Here is a 21,604-nt window from a genome sequence, read left to right as displayed (position 1 = left end):
GGACGGTCCGCTCTTCAGTCGGGACGACTAGGACTCGATGTCGTCCCAGTCGTCGGGGGAGCCGGACTGGTCGTTCGGCGCGATCACCCGGAACGGGGCGCCCTGGTCGTCGGTGAGAAGGGCGATACGGCCCTGCGGGGAGTCGAAAACCGGGGACGTGAGCGTGCCCCCGAGTTCGACGGCCTTGGCCGCGACAGCGTCGGTGTCCCGCGCGGAGAAGTACGTCCCCCAGTGCGCGGGGATCTCCGCGGGCATGTCCTCGGACAGGGCGCCGACCCCGCCGACCACCCGGCCTTCGACGGTCCACGTGGCGTAGGTGAACCCCGGGGCCGACATGTCACTCACCCCGAGCCCGAAAACCTTGGTGTAGAAGGCTTTCGCCCCGTCGAAGTCGCGGGTCATGCACTCGTTCCAGCTAACCGTCCCGGGCCGGTTCGCCGCCTGGAACCCGGTGTGGTCGCCCGACTGCCAGATCCCGAAGACCGCCCCGCCCGGATCCGCGGCGATGGCCATCCGCCCCAGCGACAGCACGTCCATCACCGGCGCGTGGATCTGGCCGCCCGCTTCCTCGATCGCGGCGACGGCTTTGTCCGCGTCGGACACCGCGAGATAGGTCGTCCACGACGCGGGCTGCGCGGCATCCATGGCCTGGGCGATGCCCGCGACCTGGCGCCCGTCGACCGACGCCATCGTGTAACCACCTGTGTCCGGCCCGCCCTCGGCCAGCTCCCAGCCGAACAGCCCACCGTAGAAAGCCATGGCGCGCTTACGATCCTGTACCACTACGTCGGCCCAGCACGGCGTGCCGTCCGGCCATGGTGAATCTCGGAAAGTCATCTCGGTGCTCCAGTGCGAGTAGGTGCGGTGTGACGTTGTTCACCAGTCTTGCACCGGGCACCGACAAAACCCGAACTGTCACTCCGGGCGCCCGGAAGCTAACCCGAAGCCAGCTTCGCGTACACGATCACGTTGTCGACATAGTTGTGCGCGGCCCGGTCGAAGCTGCCTCCACAGGTGATCAGCCGTAATTCGGGCCCGGGGGTGTTGCCGTACACCGCATCCGGCTGGAAGGCATCCTTCGGCACCAGGTCGGTCTTGTAGACCACGAAATGCGCCGTGGTGCCGTCCAGCCTGGCCACCGAGATGTCGTCGCCCGGCGCCAGTTTCTTCAAGTCGTAGAAGATGCCCTTGTCCTTGTTGCCGTCGATGTGGCCGAGGATGACGGCCGGCCCGAGCTCGCCCGGGGTCGGCCCGTACTCGTACCAGCCCGCCTGCATCGGGTTGCTGAGCGGAGGCACCTGGACGGTGTCGTCCGCGTTGAGTCCCAAGGAGATCAACGTCGAATGGGCGCCGATCTTCGGCACGTCGACCGACACCGGCTCGGACTTCGCCATCGCGGCCGGTCCCGCCGACGAACCCGCCGGCGGCAGCTGCTCCTGCCCGGCCTGGCTCATGGCCACGTCGGCAGGCTCGCGCGAGGTCAGGACGAGTGCCACCGCCGCGAGGACGGCCAGTACGGCGGCCGCCAGGAGCAGAAGCCCCCGACGGCCGCGAAGCACGGAAGTCGCCATGGGGCTAATTCTGGCGCGCGGACTGGCGTCGGCGATAGACCACCGTGCCGGCTCCCGCCCCGGCGACCAGCAGACCCGAACCGACGAGCGCGGCGATCAACCCGGTGTACGAAGCCGGATCCGCCGTGCCGCCGCCACCGGTCTGCGGCGCGCCCTTGGGCACCTTGGTGACCTGCTGCCCCGCCGCCGGCACCGACGGCACTGTCGACGACGGCGGCGCTTTCGGCGTCAGCAGGGTGAACGACGTCGTGATCGTCGCGCCACCGCAGTCGAAGCTCACCTTGTGGCTACCGACCTTCGCGCCCTTCTTGACCGTCGCGGCAGCCTCGGAGCGCGGCGCGATCTTCGGATCGTTCTGCGGACCGACCTGGTGGAGCTTGCCGATGTCCAGCGCGTCGGACGACAGGTGGCTGATGTAGTCGGCCTCGCAACCCACCGCGACCTTGACCTTCTGGCCCGGCACCCCACTGTGCGGCGAAACCGAAATGTAGGCCTTCGGCACGCCGCCCGGGTCGGACGTCGGCGGCGCGGTGGTGGGTGCGGAGGTCGGCGCGCTGGGCGAACTCGGCGGCGCCGTGGGCGTGGCGGTGCCCGTGGTGGCAAACGCGGCGGCGGGTGCCATTACCGCGAAACCGACGGCCAAACCGGCGACAAGAGTTTTACGGTGCTTCATTTTCGTTCCCCTTATACCTGTGGAATTGCGCGGATCCCCTCCGCGCGCCCTCGGGAAATCACTCCAGTTTCCCCCTGAAGCGATTTCCCCTTTGTTTGCCTTACACCCCTAAAGACGTTCGTACCCGTATCGGGTTGCTCGCGAATTCGCGGTGGGGCTAATTCTTGCGGTTGATCTGACGACGGCAATAAACCACCATGCCGACTCCCGTTCCGGCGACCAGCACACCCGAACCGACGGGCGCGGCGATCAACCCGGTGTACCGACGCTGGATCCGCCGTACCGCCAGATGGCGGCTGAGCGAGTCTCGCAGCCCACCTCGACGGAGGCCTGCTGCCCCGACACTCCTTTTATCTTCCTTGCCCTACGAACACGCATGCCGGCCGGCGCAGGTTGCCCCACCGGATAACGAAACAATTGCGACCTGGCCATTCGCGATCTTCGTGGTCCGGACATGAAAAAACCGCCGGGCAGAAGTGCCACCGGCGGTCTTTCCGTGCATCCGTGTCTTATTCGGCCGTGCCGCCGCCACCGGTGTACGGGGCGCCCATGGGCACCTTGCGCACCTGCGGAGCGGGCTTGGTCACGGTGAATGTCGCACGGTAGGTCTTCCCGGCGCAGTTCATCACGAGCGGGTAGCTACCGGCCTTGGTGCCCGGCTTGAGCGTCGCGTTCGCGGTGACGTTGGCGGCCACCCCGATCGTCGGCAGGAACGTGTAACCCGAGAACGTCAGCACCGGCGAGGAGAACGTGGTCGACGCGGGCGAAGGTCCGCCGGCGGGAGTGCCCGCCGGCAGGCACTCGCCGAGCGCGACGTTCAGGTCACCGTTGGCGTACTTGTCTGTCAGGCCGGTGGTGACCGCGGTGTCGGCGTTCAGCTGGACGTGTCCCGAAGCGTCCGGCGCGGCGGGCGCAGCCGGGGTGGTGGAAGCCGGCTGGGCGAACCCGTTCGACGAACCCACCAGAAAGGTCAAACCCAGCGCCAGCGCGGCGACGAATGCGGTCCTCTTGCTCACTTAAACCCCTCGTACGTATTGCCTCAACACGCCACAAGACGTCAAGCACCCCCTGGAGGTTGCTTATTCCCGGCACATCCGTCGAGATCGGGTTTCAGTCGAGATCGTCGTGACGCATCAGCTGGCGCCCGGCCTCGGTGATCGACCCGGACAGCGACGGGTACACCGAAAATGTCAGTGCCAGATGTTCCACTGTGAGCTGGTTCTGCACGGCGAGCGCGATGGGAAGGATGAGCTCGCTCGCCGAGGGCGCCACGACGACCCCGCCGACGACGACGCCGGTGGCCGGGCGGCAGAAGAGCTTCACGAACCCGTGCCGTAAGCCTTCCATCTTCGCGCGCGCGTTGGTGGCCAACGGGAGCATGATCGTGCGCGCCGGCACCTCGCCGGCGTCGATCGCGGCCTGGCTGATGCCGACGGTGGCGATCTCGGGATGGGTGAAGACGTTCGCCGCGACGGTCTTCAGCTTGATCGGGGCGACGCCTTCGCCGAGCGCGTGCCACATCGCGATCCGGCCCTGCATGCTGGCGACGGAGGCGAGCATGAGCACGCCGGTGCAGTCGCCCGCCGCGTAGATGCCGGAGACGCTGGTGCGCGAAACGCGGTCCACGGTGATGAACCCGCCGGGGCCGGGCACGATGCCGACCTTGTCGAGCCCGATGTCGGTGGTGTTCGGAATGGACCCGACGGTCATCAGCGCGTGGCTGGCCTCGATCACCCGGCCGTCGGCGAGGTGGACCTTGACGCCGTCGCGGGTGCGCTCGACCTTGTCCGCGCGCGCGTGCTTCGCGACGGTGGTGCCGCGCTGGGAGAAGACCTCCTCCAGCACGGCGGCGGCGTCGGCGTCCTCGTGCGGCAGGACCCGGTCGCGGCTGGAGACGACGGTGACCTTCACGCCCATCTCGGTGTAGGCGGAGGCGAATTCGGCCCCGGTCACGCCGGAGCCGATCACGGCGAGGTGTTCGGGCAGCTCTTGCAGGTCGTAGAGCTGACGCCAGTCGAGGATGCGCTCGCCGTCGGGGACGGCACCGGGCAGCACCCGCGGGGTGGCGCCGGTGGCGATGAGGACGACGTCGGCGTTGAGCACCTCGTTTTCGGCGCCGGTGTCGGTCACCACGATCTTGTGCATCGCCAGGCCCGGCTCGTCGTCGCAGAAACGGGCCTGCCCGGAGATGACACGGACGCCTTCGCGCTGGACCCGGGCGCGGATGTCGGCGGACTGCGCGAGCGCGAGCCCCTTCACCCGCCCGTGGACGGTCGGGAGGTCGACGCCGGTGTCGCCCGGGTCGGTCATGATGCCGAGCTCGGCGAGTCCGTGCATGTTCGCCCGCGCGCCGGAGGACGCGATGAACGTCTTCGACGGCACGCAGTCATAGAGGACACACGCGCCGCCTAGCCCGTCACGCTCGACGACAGTCACGTCGGCGCCGTGTTGCGCGGCGACCAGAGCTGCTTCGTAACCCGCCGGGCCGCCGCCCATGATCACGATCCTGGTCACTCGATTCCTCCTCTTGACACACCTGCTGTGGATGGCGCCCACCGTACGCGGGCGACCGTTCATCCGGTTGAGCGGCCGGACACGCGACGTGCGTCGTCTTCGGTGATCAGGAGGTCGCTAGGCTGTGCGTCGTGACGTTGTATGCCGCGTACGGATCCAACATGGAGCCCGCTCAGATGATGCAGCGCGCTCCCCATTCGCCGATGGCCGGAACAGGCTGGCTGGAAGGCTGGCGGCTGACCTTCGGCGGCGAGGACCTCGGCTGGGAGGGCGCGCTCGCGACCATCGTCGAGGACGCCGGCTCGCGGGTGTTCGTCGTGCTCTACGACGTCACCCTGGACGAGGACGGCCTCGACCGCTGGGAAGGCGGCGAGCTCGGCATGCACAACAAGATCCGACTGCGCGTGCAGACCATGGACGGCTCCGTCCTCGCCTGGCTCTACGTCCTCGATGGCTACGAAGGCGGCCTCCCCTCGGCCCGCTACATCGGCGTCCTCGCCGACGCGGCCGAAGCCGCCGGCGCCCCCGCCGACTACGTCGACGCCCTCCGCACCCGCCCCTGCACCGGCATCACCGGCTAACCACGCGAGTCCCACGTTCAAACGCGCGCGTCCCACGTTCAGAGCGGGCGAGTCCCCCACTCAAGCCGATGAGTCCCACATCGACACTCACGCGGCAAGCCCTCGAACCCTGAACGCCGCTTCAACAGCTGTGATAAGGCGACTGGGATTCTTCAAATCAGCGGCATCGGCCCTGATCACCATCCACCCGCGACGCCGCAAATCCTCATCGCGGGCTGCGTCGCGCGAGATTCGGTGCTCGTGAGCCTCGTAGCCGTCGTACTCGACGGCTACGCGAATTTCGGGCCAGGCGAAGTCGAGTCGGTATATCTCGTTCCCCGCCAGATCACAGACCGGGAACTGAAGAACCGGAACCGGCAGACCAGCGTCGATCAAGTCCAACAGCGTCCAACTCTCGGGCGGGGATTCCGCGAGGCCGGTTGCGAGATTCAGCAGGAACAAGGCGCGTCGGATACCCCTCGGATCGGACCGAGCGAGGATCCGCTCCTCAGTCCAGGCCCGGAAGGTCGTGCGTTCGCTCTCCGGGAGAAGAGCGAGAGCCTGGTCTGCGCAAGCCAGCCCAGTGCGCCGGTCACCACGACAAAGAACCTCGGCAAGCGCGAAATCCATCGAGGTCACCCTAAGCCCGTCCAGTTCGTCCACGTCGAAAGCATCGAAACGCCCCTGATGCACGATCAACCCTGGGCGATGTCGCAGTTTGCGTTGGTAGGGAACCAAGACGTGGATCGGCGCACGATCGGCCGCCGAACATCCGAACATGGCCAGCGAGCTGAGCCCGTACAGCGCGGCGAGCGGGCCGGCGTGCAGCAGCGAAGCTGCTGCACGCGTAGCGAAGTCGGTAGCTCGATGCGCCTCGACGAGCACCTCTCTGGAGAACGGAAGTAACCGCCGCTCGGTAAGCACGGCGTGGAGTCCCTTCGCACCCAGGAGTTGAGTCAGTTCGGTGCGCGAGTAGGCACCGTGCGTTCGTTCCGGTAGTGAAGTCACTCACCCACTGTGAGGTATTTTCCGCACACCGAGAGCGACTATCCCCAATATGTGGATAACTACGTCAGCTGTGGATAACTCGGCCTCGTACGCCGCCGTCGACTTGACGACGGCGAACGTGGGACTCACTCGCTTGAGTGTGGGACTCCCCGGTCCCGAACGTGGGACTCGCGCGTTTGAACGTGGGACTCGCGGCTTAGGCCAGGGCGGCGAGGGCGGCGTGGACCATGACGCGGACGCCGACCATGAGGGCTCGTTCGTCGAGGACGAAGGACGGGCGGTGGATGTCGGACATGGGGCCCTCACCGGACCAGACGCCGAGGCGTGCGAAGGCGCCTTCGACGTGCTCGAGGTACCAGCCGAAGTCCTCACCACCGGACGACTGCTCCGTCGGGACGAGGGCTTCGTCGCCCAGCGCAGCTTCGACGCCGGCGCGGAGCACGGTGGCGCTTTCCTCGTCGCTCACCACGGGCGGGACGCCGCGCCGGTAGTCCAGCGAGAACCCGACGCCGGTCGGGGCCAGCAGCGACTCCACCGCGGACGCGACGAGCGGCTCCAGCTCGGTCCACACCCGGTGGTCCGCGGTGCGCAACGTGCCGAGCAGGCGCCCGTCCTGCGGCACCGCGTTGGCGGCCTGACCAGCGTGGACGGCGCCCCAGACGAGCACCGTGCCCGACCGCGGGTCGACGCGCCGGGACAGCACCGAAGGCAGTGACGTGATGACCGTGCCGAGCGCGTGCACCAGGTCGGCCGTCAGATGCGGCCGCGAGGTGTGCCCACCGGGGGAGGTCAGCCGCAGCTCGATCAGGTCGGCGGCCGAGGTCAGCGCGCCGACCCGGGTGCCGACCTTGCCGACCTCGAGGCGCGGGTCGCAGTGCAGCCCGAAGATCCGGTCGACGCCTTCGAGCGCGCCCGCGGCGACCATGTCCAGCGCTCCGCCGGGCATGACCTCCTCCGCGGGCTGGAAGATCAACCGCACGCGCCCCGGCAGCTCGGGCGCGGAAGCCAGTGCCCGCGCGGCGCCGAGCAGGATCGACGTGTGCGCGTCGTGGCCGCACATGTGCGCCGCGCCCTCGATGGTCGACGAGAACGGCAGGCCGGTCGCCTCTTCGAGCGGCAGCGCATCCATGTCGGCGCGCAGCGCGACACAGCGCTCGCCGGTGCCGATGTCGCACACCACGCCGACGCCGCCGGGCAGGAGCCACGGCTGCAGGCCGACCGAACGCAGCACCCGGAGCACGAGTTCCGTGGTCTGGAACTCCTGCCGGGACAGCTCGGGGTGCGCGTGGATGTGCCGCCGCCAGGCGAGCACATCGGTGGCGTTGTCCAGCAGCCAGCTGTCCAGCCAGAACGGCCCACGACCCTTACCCATGTCCTGCACAGGTGCCATGCTGACGCCGGCGTCGGTGATCAGCGCGTCGAGCGACTCGATAGAGGAAACACGGTCCTCGCGGTCGCCGGGAACTTCCGGTCGTGAGTCCAGCACGGTCACACTGCACCACCCTTCACAGCACCGGCTGTCGCAGCGGAAATCACTGAGCGTGCCGATCGGTCGGTCTTCACTGTTGTAGGCATTTGCAGACGATCGTGCACCATGCAAGCGGCAAGCGGCACGCTGAGCACCGGCGTCGGAGACGGCCGGTAGTGGATCTGCGTTGAACGGCTCAGCGAAATTCGGCCAGGCTGAACACTCGGTGTTACTTGCCCGCGGCCTGGTCGTTGCGCTTTTTGCGCTTCTTCGAGCGCACCCGGCGGCCCCAGACCACCAGGAGCAGCAGCACCGCGGCGACGCCGGCGGCGATGGCCTTGTTCCTGGTCTTCAGGGTGTTCGCCTCGTTGGTGTTCGCCGGGTCGAGCACCGGGCCGGGCGGCGCCTGCCGCAGCTCCGGCTGCAAAAGCACCGGTACCGGGGCGGACGCGGCGAGCTGACCAGCGGCAGCGGCGGGCGTGAACACGACGGCCTGAGCCGGCGGCGCGCACACGGCGAGCAGGCCGATCAGTCCGGCGAGTACCAGGCCTCGAAGTTTCGTCATCACTCCCCATCCGGCGACGAAGCGACATTGTGCCCTGTTTCGACGGTGGAAGTCATCCGCCATCAGAGCGTGTCGAGGTATTGCTGCTTCGAGATCACGTGCCGTTGAACGCATCGAGGATGCGCTGAGCGGCCAGCGTCGCGGTCAGCCCGCCGTCGCGAACGGCCTGCTCGATGTCCGGTACGACCGCTTTGACCCGCGGTTCCGCGGTCAGCCGGCTGAGCAACTGCTCACGCACCATCGCCCAGGTCCAGTCCACCTGCTGACGGCGACGGCGTTCGGCGAGCTCACCGGACGCGTCGAGCGTGTCGTGATGCAGCCTGACCTGCTTCCAGACCTCGTCCAGGCCGACGTCGGTCAGCGCGCTGCAGGTCAGCACGGGTGGCGTCCACGAAACGTCCGGCCCGTAGATCATCCGCAACGCGCCGGCGAGCTCCCTGGCCGCCCGTTTCGCGTCGCGCTCGTGGTCCCCGTCGGCCTTGTTGACAGCGATGACGTCGGCGAGCTCGAGCACGCCTTTTTTGATGCCCTGCAGCTGGTCGCCGGTCCGCGCCAGGGTCAGGAACAGGAAGCAGTCGACCATGTTCGACACGGTCACTTCGGACTGCCCGACCCCGACGGTCTCGACGAGCACGGTGTCGTACCCCGCCGCCTCCATCAGCACGATCGTCTCGCGGGTAGCCCTGGCCACCCCGCCGAGCGTCCCGGACGTCGGCGACGGGCGGATGAACGCGTCCGGGTCCACCGCGAGCCGCGCCATCCGCGTCTTGTCACCGAGGATGCTGCCGCCGGTGCGGGTGGACGACGGGTCGACGGCGAGCACGGCGACGCGGTGCCCCTGCCCGGTCAGGTCGACCCCCAGCTGATCGATAAATGTCGACTTGCCGACACCGGGGACGCCGGTGATGCCGACGCGGTGTGCTCCCCCGGCGTGCGGCAGCAGCTCGACCAGCAGTTCCTGCGCCTGGGCTCGGTGATCCGCCCGCTGCGACTCGACCAGCGTGATCGCCTTGGACAGCGCGCCGCGGTCCCCGGCGAGCACTCCCCCGGCGTACGCGGCGACATCGACCTTTCGCGCCAACGGTCAGTACTCCCGTGCTGATAGCTGCTCGATCAGATCGATCGCGGCGTCCGCGATGACCGTCCCCGGCCCGAAGATCGCCGCCGCCCCCGCCGCGCGCAACTCCTCGTAATCCTGCGGCGGGATGACGCCGCCGACCACGACCATGATGTCCTCGCGGCCAAGTTCGGCCAGCTCGGACCGCAGCGCGGGCACCAGCGACAAGTGCCCGGCGGCGAGCGAGGACACCCCGACGACGTGGACGTCCGCCTCAACCGCCTGCCGCGCGACCTCGCCCGGGGTGGAGAACAGCGGGCCGACGTCGACGTCGAAGCCGATGTCCGCGAACGCCGTCGCGATCACCTTCTGGCCGCGGTCGTGCCCGTCCTGGCCCATCTTGGCGACCAGGATCCGGGGACGGCGGCCTTCCGCCTCGGCGAACGCCTCGACCAGCTCACGCGCCTTGTCCACGTTCTTCGACTTCCCGACCTCGTCCCGGTACACCCCGGAGATGGTACGAATCTGGCCGGCGTGGCGGCCCCACTTCTTCTCGAGCGCGTCGGAGATCTCCCCGACGGTCGCCTTCGCGCGCGCCGCGTCGATGGCGAGTTCCAGCAGGTTCCCGTCGCTGTCCGCGCCCGCCGCGAGCCTGCGCAACGCGTCGTCGGTGGCATCGGAGTCCCGCTCTTCACGCAGCCGCCGCAGTTTCTCGAGCTGCTGCGCGCGGACGTCGCCGTTGTCGACCTTGCGGACTTCGACCGCCTCGTCGTCGGTTACCTGGTACTTGTTGACGCCGATCACGGCCTGCCGCCCGGAGTCGATCCGTGCCTGCGTGCGCGCGGCGGCCTCCTCGATGCGCAGCTTCGGGATGCCGGCGTCGATCGCCTTCGCCATTCCGCCGGCGGCCTCGACCTCGCTGATGTGTCCCCACGCCTTGCGCGCGAGGTCGTAGGTGAGCTTCTCGACGAAAGAGCTGCCACCCCACGGATCAATGACACGCGTGGTACCGGATTCCTGCTGCAGCAACAGTTGCGTGTTGCGCGCGATGCGGGCGGAGAAGTCCGTCGGCAGGGCCAGCGCCTCGTCCAACGCGTTGGTGTGCAACGACTGCGTGTGCCCCTGGGTCGCCGCCATCGCTTCGACGCAGGTGCGCATGACGTTGTTGTAGACGTCCTGAGCGGTCAGCGACCAGCCCGAAGTCTGGCAGTGTGTCCGCAGCGACAACGACTTCGCGCTCTTCGGCTCGAACTGCTTGACCAGCTTGGCCCAGATCATCCGGGCCGCGCGCATTTTGGCGACCTCCATGAAGAAGTTCATCCCGATCGCCCAGAAGAACGACAGGCGCGGGGCGAACTTGTCGATGTCCAGCCCGCCTTCCATGCCCGCGCGGAGGTACTCGACGCCGTCGGCGAGGGTGTACGCCAGCTCGAGGTCGGCTGTCGCCCCGGCTTCCTGCATGTGGTAACCCGAGATGGAGATCGAGTTGTACTTCGGCATATTCTTTGAAGTGTAGGAAAAGATGTCCGAGATGATTCGCATCGACGGCTGCGGCGGGTAGATATAGGTGTTGCGGACCATGAACTCTTTGAGGATGTCGTTCTGGATCGTCCCGGCGAGCTTGTCCGGCGAAACGCCCTGCTCCTCCGCGGCGACGACGTAGAGCGCCAGCACCGGCAGCACCGCGCCGTTCATCGTCATCGACACGCTCATCTTGTCGAGCGGGATGCCGTCGAAGAGCTGGCGCATGTCGTAGATCGAGTCGATCGCGACCCCCGCCATGCCGACGTCGCCGGCGACGCGCGGGTGGTCCGAGTCGTAACCGCGGTGCGTGGCCAGGTCGAAGGCGACGGACAGTCCTTTTTGGCCGGCCGCGAGGTTGCGGCGGTAGAAGGCGTTGGACTCGCTCGCGGTGGAGAACCCGGCGTACTGGCGGATGGTCCAGGGCTGGTTGACGTACATCGTCGGATAGGGCCCGCGCAGGTACGGCGCGATCCCGGGGTACGTACCGAGGAAGTCCACATCGGACAAGTCGTCGGCGGTGTACACCGGCTTGATCCCGATGCCTTCCGGCGTCTCCCAGGCCAGCGCGTCCGCGCCCTTCCCGGTGCTCGACTGGAGTGCGTCGGCCCAGGCGGCCGTGCTGCCGGGCTCGGGGGTACCGAGCTCGACGTCGGCGAAGTTCGGGATGCTCATCGCGGGACTCCCAGCGTTTCGAGGGTGCTCCTCAGCACGGCGAGCGCGTCACAGCCCGCATGGACGAACCCGGTCACGCGCCCGTAAGCGTCGGTCGGTTTCCCGGCCAGCAACACGGCTTCCGCGCCCGCTTCGGCCAGCGCCGCGGCGACCTCGGCGGCCTGTTCGCCGTAGGAGCGGTCGCTGCCGCAGATGCAGGCCATCGTGGCGCCGCTCTTGGTGAAGTCGCCGACGACGTCTTCGGTCGCGCCCGGGTCGATCGGCGCGATTCCGCCGGCCTGGAACAGGTTCGACGCGAACGCGGCGCGGGCGGTGTGCGCGGCGACCGGGCCGAGGGTGGCGAGGAAGACCTGCGGCCGCTTGCCGTGTTCGGCTAGGTAGGCGTCGGACCGGTCGCGCAGGGCCTCGTAGTCCTGCGCGTACCGGACGCGCGGCAGCCCACCCTCCACAACGGACGGAACCGGCTCACGGACGACCGGTTTCTCTTCCAGGTTGGGGAATTCGCTGACGCCGGTGATCGGGTCCTTGCGGTTGGCGATCCGCTTCGACCGCGCGGCCCAGGTTTCGGCGAGCCGCCCGGCGAGCGAGCCGGAGTCCAAAGCGGACTCGATCCCGCCTTCGCGTTCGATGCCGGTGAACTCGGCCCACGCCACGCGCGCGAGCTCGTCGGTGAGGTTTTCGACGTACCAGGAGCCGCCCGCCGGGTCGATCACCCCGGCAAGCTTCGACTCCTCGAGCAGGATCGCGTGCGTGTTGCGCGCGACGCGCCGGGAAAACGCGTCCGACACGCCGATCGCGCCGTCGAACGGGAGCACGGTGATGGCGTCCGCGCCGCCGACTCCGGCGCCGAAACAGGCCACGGTCGTGCGGAGCATGTTCACCCAGGGGTCGCGGCGCGTGAGCATCGACGGTGAGGTGACGGCGTGCTGCCGCATCCCGCGGGCTTCCGGATTCGCGCCCGCGACCTCGGCGACCCGCGCCCAGAGGCGGCGCGCGGCGCGGAACTTCGCGATGGTGAGGAACTGGTCCGCGCCCGCGGCGAGCCGGAACTCCAGCTGCGACGCCGCGGTGTCGACGTCTAGTCCCGCGTCGGTCAGCGCGCGCAGGTACGCGACGCCGGCCGCGACAGCCGCGCCCAACTCCTGCGCGTCGGACCCGCCTGCCTCGTGGAAGACCGTGCCGTCGACCACGATCGTGCGCAGCTCGGGGTACTTCGCGGCCACGCGCGCGGCGAGTGCGGCAGCCGGAGCGACGTCGTGGGGCTGCCCGGTGCGAGCGCGTAACCCGATCGGGTCTGCTCCGAGGGTGCCGTGGGCCTGGGCGGCAGGCACCCCACGCTCGACGAAGACGTCGAGGAGGGCTTCGGCTGCGGCTTCGTACTCCGCACCGGCGTCCAAGGTGATCGGGGCGAGGTCGACGTAGACCTCGTTCAGCGCGTCGGCGAGCGCGTCGACAGGCAGCGCGTCACCACCGACACGCAGCCAGACCGAGGTGACGCCGCCCTCGAGGTCGGCGAGGATCGCCTTGTTGGCCGCGCGCGCGTCGGTGGAGGTATGCAGGGCCCGGATGTCCCAGCCGGTGCCGACCGAGCCCTCGGGCCGCGCGCCGCGCACGAAGGGCGCAACGCCGGGGAATCCGGCGGGCGGGCTGGTGTCCTCCGCGGTGTACAGCGGTTGGATTTCGATGCCGTCGTAGGTCCGCGTGGTCAGCAAGCTCTCCGGCGCGCCGTCGAAACCTTCTTTCAGCGCACCGCTCTTGCGCAGCACCCCGGCGACGAGCTCCTGCCACTGCGCGCGCCCAGCGGTCTCGAACTCGGCGGCGAGCGTGAGCTCATCCGGCTCGGGAGCCTCGTCGGGCACAGACTCCATCGTCCCAGCCTCGGTCATACCTAGTGATGGTAGAGCCACTCCACGATCCCGCGCTGTGACTCTGGTCGCCGCCCCAGGTGTCCAGGGGTACCCCCTGGACAGCTGTTGACAAAGGGCGCGTAGCCGTGTGACAGCGGGTCCGACACAATAGGGCCGTGTCCACCTCCAGCGAAGAGACGCGCGTCGTCGCCGGGCGCTACCGCCTGCGCTCAGTGCTCGGCTCCGGGTCGATGGGCACCGTCTGGTCGGCGTACGACGAGTTCCTGCACCGGCCGGTCGCGGTCAAGGAGGTCCGGCTGCCGCCCGGGGTGCCGCCGGCGCACGCCGACGAGCTGCGCGAGCGGACCCTGCGCGAGGCCAGGGCGATCGCCGTGCTTTCGCACCCGAACGTGATCATCCTGCACGACGTCGCCCGCGAGAATGGCGAGCCGTTCGTGGTGATGGAGCTGCTGCCGTCCCGCAGCCTCGCCCACATTCTGCGCGACCACGGGCCGCTCAGCGTCGAGCAGGCGGCCGCGGTGGGCAACGCCGTCGCCGCCGCGCTGGAGGCCGCACACGCCGCCGGCATCACCCACCGTGACGTCAAACCGGGGAACGTCCTGGTCGCCGCGGACGGCCGGATCAAGCTGACGGACTTCGGCATCGCCCGGAACGTCTCCGAAGCCACCATGACCCGCACCGGCATGATGCTGGGCTCCCCCGCCTACATCGCCCCGGAGGTGGCGTCGGGCGGCGCCGTGACCACCGGCGCGGACCTGTGGGGGCTCGGCGCCACGATCTTCGCCTCCGTCGAGGGCCATCCCCCGTACGACGCCGACGGCGACCCACTGGAGACCGTCGGCCTGGTCGTCAACGGCGAGGTGCCGCAGCCTTCACCCGGTCCGCTCGCGTCGGTCATCAGCGCCTTGATGGCCAAGGAGCCGACGGCCCGGATGTCCCTGCGCGACGTCCGGCAGCTGCTGCACCCGCTGCAGGCCAAGACCCCGCACGACCTGTTCGGCGCCGAACTGTTCCGCACGCCCGACGGCCAGAAGACCTCCGCGCAGCTCGACCCCACCGACACGCAGGTCATCAAGGTCGTCGCGCCGCCGAAGAAGGCGTCGGCGTCTTCGTCAGCGTCGGCAGCATCGGCAGCGTCGTCAGCGTCGTCTTCGGAATCCAGCTCAGAGCTAGCGTCCGACCCCGGACCGCTGCCGTTCATGACCTCGCCGTCGTCCACCGGCTCTCCGCGTCCCGTACTGCCGACGCCCACCATGGCGGTACCGGTGACAGCGGCGGCCCGGCCGGCGTCGCACAGCCGTGGCGCGCTGGCCGGGGTGGTGCTCTCCATCGTCGCCGTGCTGCTCTTCGCCGCCGCGGCCGGCGGCGGGTTCGCGCTGGCCAGGACGATCGGGCAGCAGCCGCTCACGCCACCGGGCAAGCCACCGGCCGCGCAGCCGCAGGCCCCGCCGTCGCAGCCGCTGACGCTGGTCCAACGCAGCGGCGACGCAACCAACTACAACGGCACCAAGGGCGGCTTGTTCACCATCAAGGTCCCGGCCGACTGGGCGGAGTTCGTCGCCCAGCAGCCCGGCAGCAAGCTGGCGTCCAACACGGTCGTGCAGTTCGTCGCCCCGGACGGCCGCCGGACGGTCGCGGTGCAGCGGTTCGCGGACTACTTCGCCAGGTACCCGTCGACCGACGCGTACAGCGAATGGCTGCCCACGAACTGGCCGCGCAACGAGTACGTCCCCATCCGCAGGCTCGGGCAAGCGCCGGTCGGCGGCGAGAACGAGGCCGTCGTGGTCTACAACACCATCGAAGGCCACCAGTCGGCCAGCGGCGCGCCACTGACCAGGACGACGTACGCGCAGGTCTTCGGGAAGGGCACCAGCCTCTGGGTGGTGTCGGTGACCGTCCCCGTCGACCAGCAGGGCGCCGGCCGCACGGAGCTGTTCGACCAGGTCGCGCCCACCTTCGCCAACGCCGACTGACCGCGCGGGGGCGTCCGGATACGCTCTGCGCCATGGTGGAAAACGAGGCTGCCGCGGTCATCGCGGAGCGCACGGGAATCGAAAAGCACGACATCGCGGTCGTGCTGGGATCAGGCTGGCGACCCGCCGCCGACATCATCGGCACCCCGGTGACCGAAATCCCGCTGGCCGAACTGCCCGGCTTCGAGGCGCCGAGCGCGGTCGGGCACGGCGGCACCGTGCGTTCGGTCGACGTCGACGGCAAGCGCGCGCTGGTGCTGCTCGGCCGCACGCACTTCTACGAGGGCAAGGGCATCGACCCGGTCGTGCACAACGTGCGCACGGCCGCCGCCGCCGGCGCGAAGACCGTGCTGCTGACCAACGCGGCGGGCGGCCTGCGCCAGGGCTTCCGGGTCGGCCAGCCGGTGCTGATCTCGGACCACCTCAACCTGACCGCGCGGTCGCCGATCGTCGGCGCGAACTTCGTCGACCTGACGGACCTGTATTCGGCGCGGCTGCGCGCGATCGCGCTCGAGGTCGACCCGACGCTCGAAGAGGGCGTCTACGCGGGGCTGACCGGGCCGCATTTCGAGACCCCGGCCGAGATCCGCATGCTGCGGACGATGGGCGCCGACCTGGTCGGCATGTCGACCGTGCTGGAGGCCATCGCGGCCCGCGCCGCCGGGCTCGAGGTGTTCGGGCTGTCCCTGGTGACCAACCTGGCCGCCGGAATGACCGGCGAACCGCTGAACCACACCGAGGTCCTCGAAGCCGGCCGCGCCGCCGCGACCGAAATGGGCACCCTGCTGCGCGCCCTCGTCGCCCGGGCCTGACGTTGCGCACGACCCTTGACGGGACCGCCCTAGCCGGCCAGGGCGGGCAGGCGGGCGGCGATCTCCTCGGGTGACGGCATCGCGGCGATCTCGTCGAAAACCCGCTGCGTGGCGGCCTGGACGGACTCGCTGTCCAAGAGCGTTCGCACCTGCTCGGCGACGGCGTCCGCGGTCAGTTCCCCCGGCAGCAGACGCGCGCCCGTTCCGGCGGCCAGCACGGCTTCCGCGTTGATGAACTGGTCGGCGCCCTGCGGCATGATCAACTGCGGTTTCCCCGCCCCCAACGCGCCGAGCGTGGTCCCGCTCCCGCCGTGGTGCACGACGATGTCGACGTGCGGCAGCAGCTCGGCCTGCGGCACCCAGTCCAGGATCCGCACGTTGTCCGGCGCCGCGCCGAGGTCGTCGACCCAGACGGTCGGGCCCGCGGACAGGAGGACGTCCACGGGCAGCCGTGACAGTCCGTCGATGGCCGCGCGGAGTACCCCGGCATGGCCGAACGCCGTGCCCAGCGTCAGGTAGACCAGCGGCCGGGTCTTGTCGCGGATTCCCTCGGGCAGCTCACCGGGCGGGCTCCAGGCGACCGGCCGCAGCGGGATCCGGTCGACCCCCGCGACGAACGTGGCGGCCTGCAGCGAGTCGGGCCAGATGTCCAGACACCGGTTCCCCAGGAGGAGCGCCTGGTCGCCAGGCTCGGGAAGCCCGAGTTCCGCGGCGAACGGCCGCATCGCTTCGGAGACCGCGGCGTCGGACTCGGCCGCCGAGCCGCGCGAGACGGAGTGGGCGAGTGCCGGGATCCCGGCGACCGCGGCCGCCATCCCGGCTCCGGCGTTGGCCACCTCGTGGATGACCAGGTCCGGCTTGAACTCGTCGAAAACCGGGCCGAGGTCGTGGACGACGTGGCGTGGCATGACATCGCCGAACACCTTCGACATCACCTTCGTCGCCACCTCGGGTGAAATTCCGTGCCGAGAGCCGGGATGAGCTTCGGTAAAGGCGTCGCCCAGCGAGCCGCCGGCCAAGGCGACCTTCAACCCGGCCGAGCGCAAATCGTCCAGAAACTCCTCCCCCGTCGCGAAAATGACTTCATGTCCGGCTTCGCGCGCGGCGAAGGCCAGTGGTAGCAACGGATAAATATGACCGTGGGACGCCAGTGAGGCGAACAGCAACCGCATTGGGCCGAGCCTAGCGAAGTTCCGTGTCCAATCGGGCACGCGGCGTGAACATAGTCACCGAAGCTGGACACTAGGCTGCGTCTGTGGACACATCACTGACACCGGCACTGCGGGACAAGGCGTTCCGCTGGATCGCCGACGACGTCGACCCAGCCGCGCGCGCGGAACTGCAGGGGCTGCTCGCCCGGGCGATGGGCCGGGAACCGGGCGCGGCCGAGGACCTCGCGGACCGCATGGCGGGCCCGCTCGAGTTCGGCACGGCCGGCCTGCGCGGCCCGGTGCGCGCGGGGCCGAACGGGATGAACGTCGCCGTCGTCACCCGGACCACCGCCGGGGTCGCGACCTGGCTCAACGCGCGGGGCCAGGGCGGCGGTGTCGTGGTCGTCGGCCGCGACGCCCGGCACGGCTCGGAGGCGTTCGCGAAGGCCGCCGCGGAGGTGCTCGTCGCGGCGAACTTCCAGGTCAAGGTGCTGCCTGGGCCACTGCCGACGCCGGTGCTCGCGTTCGCCGTCAAGCATCTGGGCGCGGTCGCCGGGATCCAGATCACCGCGTCGCACAATCCTCCCGCCGACAACGGGTACAAGCTCTACGACGAGACGGGCGGCCAGATCGTGCCGCCGTCCGACGGCCAGATCGAGCGCGCGATCGAGGCCGCGCCCAGCGCGGTGAGCGTGCCGAAGGCACCGGGCGCGACGACGTTGGGTGACGATCTCCTCGACGCCTACCTCGCCGAAGTCGCGGCCCTGCCGCGCGGCACGGCACGCGAGTTGAAGATCGCGGCGACCGCGCTGCACGGCGTCGGCGCGGCCACGCTCGCCAGTGCCCTGCAGGGCGCCGGGTTCGCCAAGCCGCACCTGGTCGGCGCGCAGAGCGAGCCGGACGCGGACTTCCCGACCGTGTCGTTCCCGAACCCCGAGGAGCCCGGCGCGACGGACCTGCTCCTCGCGCTGGCCGCCGAAACCGACGCCGACCTGGCGATCGCGCTCGACCCGGACGCGGACCGCTGCGCACTCGGCGTCCGCGACGCCGACGGCCGGTGGCGGATGCTGCGCGGGGACGAATCCGGGGTCCTGCTCGGCGAGCACCTGCTGTCCACTATGGACACAGCGATGGTCGGCCCAGCGCTCTCCCCGCTGGTGGCGACGACGATCGTGTCCTCGTCGATGCTCGGCGAGATCGCGAAGTTCCACGGCGCCCGCTACGCCGAAACACTGACGGGGTTCAAGTGGCTCGTCCGCGCCGGCGACGGGCTCGTCTTCGCCTATGAAGAAGCGCTGGGACTGTGCGTGAACCCGGACTTCGTGCGGGACAAGGACGGAATCGCCGCCGCCGTACTCGCCGCGTCGTTCGCCGCGACGCTGAAGGCCGAGGGCCGAAGCCCGCTCGACGTCCTCGACGAGCTGGCTGTGCGGCACGGGGTGTATGTGACCGACCAGATCGCCCTGCGCGTCGACGACCTGAGCGTGCGGTCGCGGCTGATGGCCGGCCTGCGCGCCACCCCGCCGCAAACGCTCGGCGGGATCGACGTCACCCAGGAGGACCTCCTGCCGGAAGCCGACGTGCTCCGGCTGCGCGGCGAGGGCCTGCGCGTCGTCGTGCGCCCGTCCGGCACCGAGCCCAAGCTGAAGGCCTACCTGGAGATCGTCGAGCCGGTGGCCGACGCCGAAGCCCTGACGCAGGCACGCAAAGCGGCTGCCGAACGCCTCGCCACCCTGCGCGCCGACATCGAGGCCCTGCTGCGGTAAGGACTTACCAGGGAAGGGTGCCGCCCTCGGTATGGAATTCGCCCGTCGGGCCGTCATCCGGCGACAGGGCGACGCCGACGGCGACGGCGGCGCCCTGTGCCGGGTCGAGGTCGCCCTGGTGGCCGTTCAGATCCGTCGCGCAGTAACCCGGGTTGATCGCGTTGACCTTCACTCCGGCATCGCGCAGTTCGTTGGCGTAGATGACGGTCATCGCGTTCAGCGCGGACTTGGACGAGTTGTAGCCGAGAAACCTCGATCCGGCCGACGCCTCGTCCTGATTGGCTGCCGCCGTGATCGACCCGAGCGCGCTGGAAACGTTCACGATCCGAGGCGACGCCGATTTCCGGAGCAGCGGCAGGAAGGCGTTGGTCACCGCGGCGACGCCGAAGACGTTCGTCTCGTATGTCTGCCGCAGGACCTCGATCGGTAGTTCGGTGACCGGCGCCCGGTCCAGCGCGATGCCGGCGTTGTTCACCAGGATGTCGAGCCGGCCGAAGTCGTGCTCGACGCGCTTGACGGCGTCCGCCACGGACTCCGCGTCCGTGACATCGAGTCGCACGGAACCCACCGCGCCAACCTCTTCGGCGGCCCGTTCACCGCGTTCGATGTCACGAGCGCCGACGAGCACCGTCACCCCCTGCTGCCCGAGTTGGCGGGCGATTTCCTTGCCAATTCCCTTGTTCGCGCCGGTGACCAGTGCGATTTTGGTTGTTTTCGTCATGGTTCCAGCCTGTTCCGGTGGCCGTGGCCTCACCAGGGACCGCCGGTCCCTGGCTGCGACCGCCGGATTTTGGTTAGCTCAGGTCATGGACAGAGTTCAGCTCGCGGACTTCCTCCGCAGCCGACGGACGCGCCTCACGCCGTCCGACGTCGGGCTGCCGGTGGGTGTGCGGCGCCGGACGCCGGGCCTGCGTCGGGAAGAGGTCGCCGAGCTGGCCGCCATCTCCGTGGACTACTACACGCGGCTCGAGCAGGCGCGGGGTCCGCATCCGTCAAGGCAGGTGCTGGGCGGGATCCAGCGCGCGCTGCGGTTGTCCGACGACGAGCGCGAGCACCTGTTCCGCCTCGCCGGCGAGCCGCCGGGGCCACCGGCACCGTCGGCCGGGCCGCCCGGCGACGTCCGGCCGGGCATCCGTCACCTGCTCGATCGGCTCGACGACGCGGCCGCGTTCGTGCTCGACGCGAAGTACGAGGTCATCGCCTGGAACCAACTCGCCTGTGCGCTGATGGGCGACTTCGCCGCCCTCGCGGCCCGCGACCGCAACCTGGTCCGGCGGCACTTTCTCAATCCGGCAGCGGAATCTCGGTTCAGCGCGGCGCAGCAGCGGGAGTTCGGGCTGCTCACCGCCGGCCACCTCCGCTCGGCCACCGCCCGGTATCCCCAGGATCCCGGTCTCACCAGCCTGATCGACGAACTGCTGAGAGGGAGCGACGAGTTCGCCGAGATCTGGGCAACCCACCACGTCGACGTGGAGCGGAGCCGGACGAAGATCCTCGTCCACCCCGTGGTCGGAGTGCTCGAGGTCGACTGCGAGGTGCTCCTCGTGCCGGAGCGCGACCAGCAGGTGATCATCTACACGGCCGCGCCTGGTACTCCTTCGAGCGAGGGGTTCCAGCGGTTGCGTGACGACGTCCACGCGGGCAGGCTCGCGAACCGTGCCCACCTTGCTGATCGTGCACCACACACCTTCGCCGAACGTGCAAGCGATGTTCGAGGCGGTGCTCTCGGGCACGTCGGCACCTGAGATCTCGGGCGTCGACGTCGTCCGCCGCCCCGCGCTCGCGGCCACGGCGTCCGATGTCCTCGCGGCGGACGGCTATCTGCTGGGCACGCCGGCGAACCTCGGGTACATGTCGGGCGCGCTGAAGCACTTCTTCGACACCGTCTACTACCCGTGCCTGGATGCCACCCGGGGTCGGCCGTTCGCTTGTTACGTCCACGGGAACAGTGACGTGACCGGAACTCTGCGCGGGATCGAGTCGATCACCACCGGGCTGGGCTGGGAAAAGGCGGCGGGCATCGTCACCGTGACCGGAGAGCCGGGCAAGGAGGACCTCGCGGCGTGCTGGGAACTGGGGGCGACCATCGCCGCCGGGCTGATGCCCTGAAGTGTCCAAACAGTGTCACCCAGAAAAAGTAAGTCACCTGGGAAAAGTAAGTGGCCTGTCACCGGAGGCCCTGGGGGTCGGCGTCCGGTGACAGGCCGAGGCCGAGGGATCATCGCGAACGACGATCAACCTCGACAACAAGAGCCTACTACAGGTGGGGCCGTGCGCGCACGCGAGATGTCGCACAAATTGCACCAGACTTTGGCCGTCGTCTTCTGAGCACCCCTTGAGGCCGGAGGACGAAGGTTAAATCTACCCGGTCGAGTGAACGACCTGACACTACTGTAAACGACTGCATACGCCAGCTGTCAAC

At 69.4% G+C, this 21,604-nt stretch carries 19 protein-coding genes; 6 read left to right on the top strand and 13 right to left on the bottom strand.

Features of this window, described 5'->3' with window-relative positions:
• Positions 1 to 27: 27 nt before the first annotated feature.
• The 5 genes from JWQ81_RS24665 to JWQ81_RS24645 all read right to left on the bottom strand — a co-directional run bounded on the left by JWQ81_RS24665 (position 28) and on the right by JWQ81_RS24645 (position 4,758).
• Positions 28 to 837 carry a VOC family protein gene (locus JWQ81_RS24665; protein ID WP_297544994.1) on the bottom strand — a complete coding sequence of 270 codons (810 nt, stop codon included), beginning with the start codon at positions 835 to 837 and terminating at the stop codon, positions 28 to 30.
• Between the two features lie 98 nt (positions 838 to 935).
• On the bottom strand, positions 936 to 1,571 hold the full coding sequence (locus tag JWQ81_RS24660) for a class F sortase (protein ID WP_297544992.1): 636 nt from the start codon (positions 1,569 to 1,571) through the stop codon (positions 936 to 938).
• Positions 1,572 to 1,575: 4 nt separating this feature from the next.
• Positions 1,576 to 2,244: a hypothetical protein gene (locus tag JWQ81_RS24655; RefSeq protein ID WP_297544990.1), complete on the bottom strand. Its 669-nt coding sequence runs from the start codon at positions 2,242 to 2,244 to the stop codon at positions 1,576 to 1,578.
• A gap of 509 nt (positions 2,245 to 2,753) precedes the next feature.
• Positions 2,754 to 3,260 (bottom strand): hypothetical protein, encoded by a 507-nt coding sequence (locus tag JWQ81_RS24650; RefSeq protein ID WP_297544988.1) that lies wholly within the window; start codon positions 3,258 to 3,260, stop codon positions 2,754 to 2,756.
• Positions 3,261 to 3,354: 94 nt separating this feature from the next.
• A complete protein-coding gene (locus JWQ81_RS24645) occupies positions 3,355 to 4,758 on the bottom strand; it encodes an NAD(P)H-quinone dehydrogenase (RefSeq protein ID WP_297544986.1) in 1,404 nt (467 codons plus the stop codon).
• A gap of 131 nt (positions 4,759 to 4,889) precedes the next feature.
• On the opposite strand from JWQ81_RS24645, the gene JWQ81_RS24640 reads away from it, so the two are divergent.
• Entirely contained in the window at positions 4,890 to 5,339 is a 450-nt protein-coding gene (locus tag JWQ81_RS24640) for a gamma-glutamylcyclotransferase (protein WP_297544984.1), read from the top strand.
• A gap of 87 nt (positions 5,340 to 5,426) precedes the next feature.
• Here JWQ81_RS24640 and JWQ81_RS24635 read toward each other — a convergent pair whose 3' ends face one another.
• The 6 genes from JWQ81_RS24635 to mutA form a co-directional block, all read right to left on the bottom strand.
• Positions 5,427 to 6,326: a DUF559 domain-containing protein gene (locus tag JWQ81_RS24635; RefSeq protein ID WP_297544982.1), complete on the bottom strand. Its 900-nt coding sequence runs from the start codon at positions 6,324 to 6,326 to the stop codon at positions 5,427 to 5,429.
• A 196-nt stretch (positions 6,327 to 6,522) separates the two neighbouring features.
• Positions 6,523 to 7,818, bottom strand: coding sequence for a M20 family metallopeptidase (locus tag JWQ81_RS24630; protein ID WP_297544980.1), 1,296 nt, complete (start codon positions 7,816 to 7,818; stop codon positions 6,523 to 6,525).
• Between the two features lie 205 nt (positions 7,819 to 8,023).
• The gene (locus tag JWQ81_RS24625; protein WP_297544978.1) at positions 8,024 to 8,359 is read right to left on the bottom strand and encodes a hypothetical protein; all 336 of its coding nucleotides are present in this window, start codon (positions 8,357 to 8,359) and stop codon (positions 8,024 to 8,026) included.
• A 94-nt stretch (positions 8,360 to 8,453) separates the two neighbouring features.
• On the bottom strand, positions 8,454 to 9,440 hold the full coding sequence (meaB, locus tag JWQ81_RS24620) for a methylmalonyl Co-A mutase-associated GTPase MeaB (protein WP_297544976.1): 987 nt from the start codon (positions 9,438 to 9,440) through the stop codon (positions 8,454 to 8,456).
• Between the two features lie 3 nt (positions 9,441 to 9,443).
• Entirely contained in the window at positions 9,444 to 11,612 is a 2,169-nt protein-coding gene (scpA, locus tag JWQ81_RS24615) for a methylmalonyl-CoA mutase (protein WP_297544975.1), read from the bottom strand.
• Positions 11,609 to 13,498: a methylmalonyl-CoA mutase small subunit gene (gene mutA / locus JWQ81_RS24610; RefSeq protein ID WP_297544974.1), complete on the bottom strand. Its 1,890-nt coding sequence runs from the start codon at positions 13,496 to 13,498 to the stop codon at positions 11,609 to 11,611. Before mutA ends, scpA begins: the two co-directional genes overlap by 4 nt.
• Positions 13,499 to 13,635: 137 nt before the next feature.
• Between mutA and JWQ81_RS24605 the strand changes: the two genes are divergently transcribed.
• Both JWQ81_RS24605 and JWQ81_RS24600 read left to right on the top strand, forming a co-directional pair.
• Entirely contained in the window at positions 13,636 to 15,453 is a 1,818-nt protein-coding gene (locus JWQ81_RS24605; protein WP_297544972.1) for a serine/threonine-protein kinase, read from the top strand.
• 32 nt (positions 15,454 to 15,485) lie between these two features.
• Complete coding sequence (locus JWQ81_RS24600) at positions 15,486 to 16,265, top strand: purine-nucleoside phosphorylase (RefSeq protein WP_297544970.1); 780 nt, start codon at positions 15,486 to 15,488, stop codon at positions 16,263 to 16,265.
• A gap of 29 nt (positions 16,266 to 16,294) precedes the next feature.
• Here JWQ81_RS24600 and JWQ81_RS24595 read toward each other — a convergent pair whose 3' ends face one another.
• Complete coding sequence (locus JWQ81_RS24595) at positions 16,295 to 17,437, bottom strand: glycosyltransferase (protein ID WP_297544969.1); 1,143 nt, start codon at positions 17,435 to 17,437, stop codon at positions 16,295 to 16,297.
• A gap of 83 nt (positions 17,438 to 17,520) precedes the next feature.
• Here JWQ81_RS24595 and JWQ81_RS24590 point away from each other — a divergent pair, with 83 nt between their 5' ends.
• Complete coding sequence (locus tag JWQ81_RS24590; RefSeq protein WP_297544967.1) at positions 17,521 to 19,182, top strand: phospho-sugar mutase; 1,662 nt, start codon at positions 17,521 to 17,523, stop codon at positions 19,180 to 19,182.
• A 4-nt stretch (positions 19,183 to 19,186) separates the two neighbouring features.
• On the opposite strand, the gene JWQ81_RS24585 is transcribed toward JWQ81_RS24590, so the two are convergent.
• Entirely contained in the window at positions 19,187 to 19,903 is a 717-nt protein-coding gene (locus tag JWQ81_RS24585) for an SDR family oxidoreductase (RefSeq protein ID WP_297544966.1), read from the bottom strand.
• An 85-nt stretch (positions 19,904 to 19,988) separates the two neighbouring features.
• On the opposite strand from JWQ81_RS24585, the gene JWQ81_RS24580 reads away from it, so the two are divergent.
• Positions 19,989 to 20,927, top strand: coding sequence for a helix-turn-helix transcriptional regulator (locus JWQ81_RS24580; protein ID WP_297544964.1), 939 nt, complete (start codon positions 19,989 to 19,991; stop codon positions 20,925 to 20,927).
• Complete coding sequence (locus tag JWQ81_RS24575) at positions 20,839 to 21,291, top strand: flavodoxin family protein (protein WP_297544963.1); 453 nt, start codon at positions 20,839 to 20,841, stop codon at positions 21,289 to 21,291. The genes JWQ81_RS24580 and JWQ81_RS24575 overlap by 89 nt, the downstream gene beginning before the upstream one ends.
• Positions 21,292 to 21,604: the final 313 nt, after the last annotated feature.

This window comes from Amycolatopsis sp., assembly GCF_025464955.1.
Lineage (GTDB): Bacteria > Actinomycetota > Actinomycetes > Mycobacteriales > Pseudonocardiaceae > Amycolatopsis.
The sequence above is the reverse complement of the archived record's forward strand: the minus strand, read 5'-3'. Positions and strand labels throughout refer to the sequence as shown.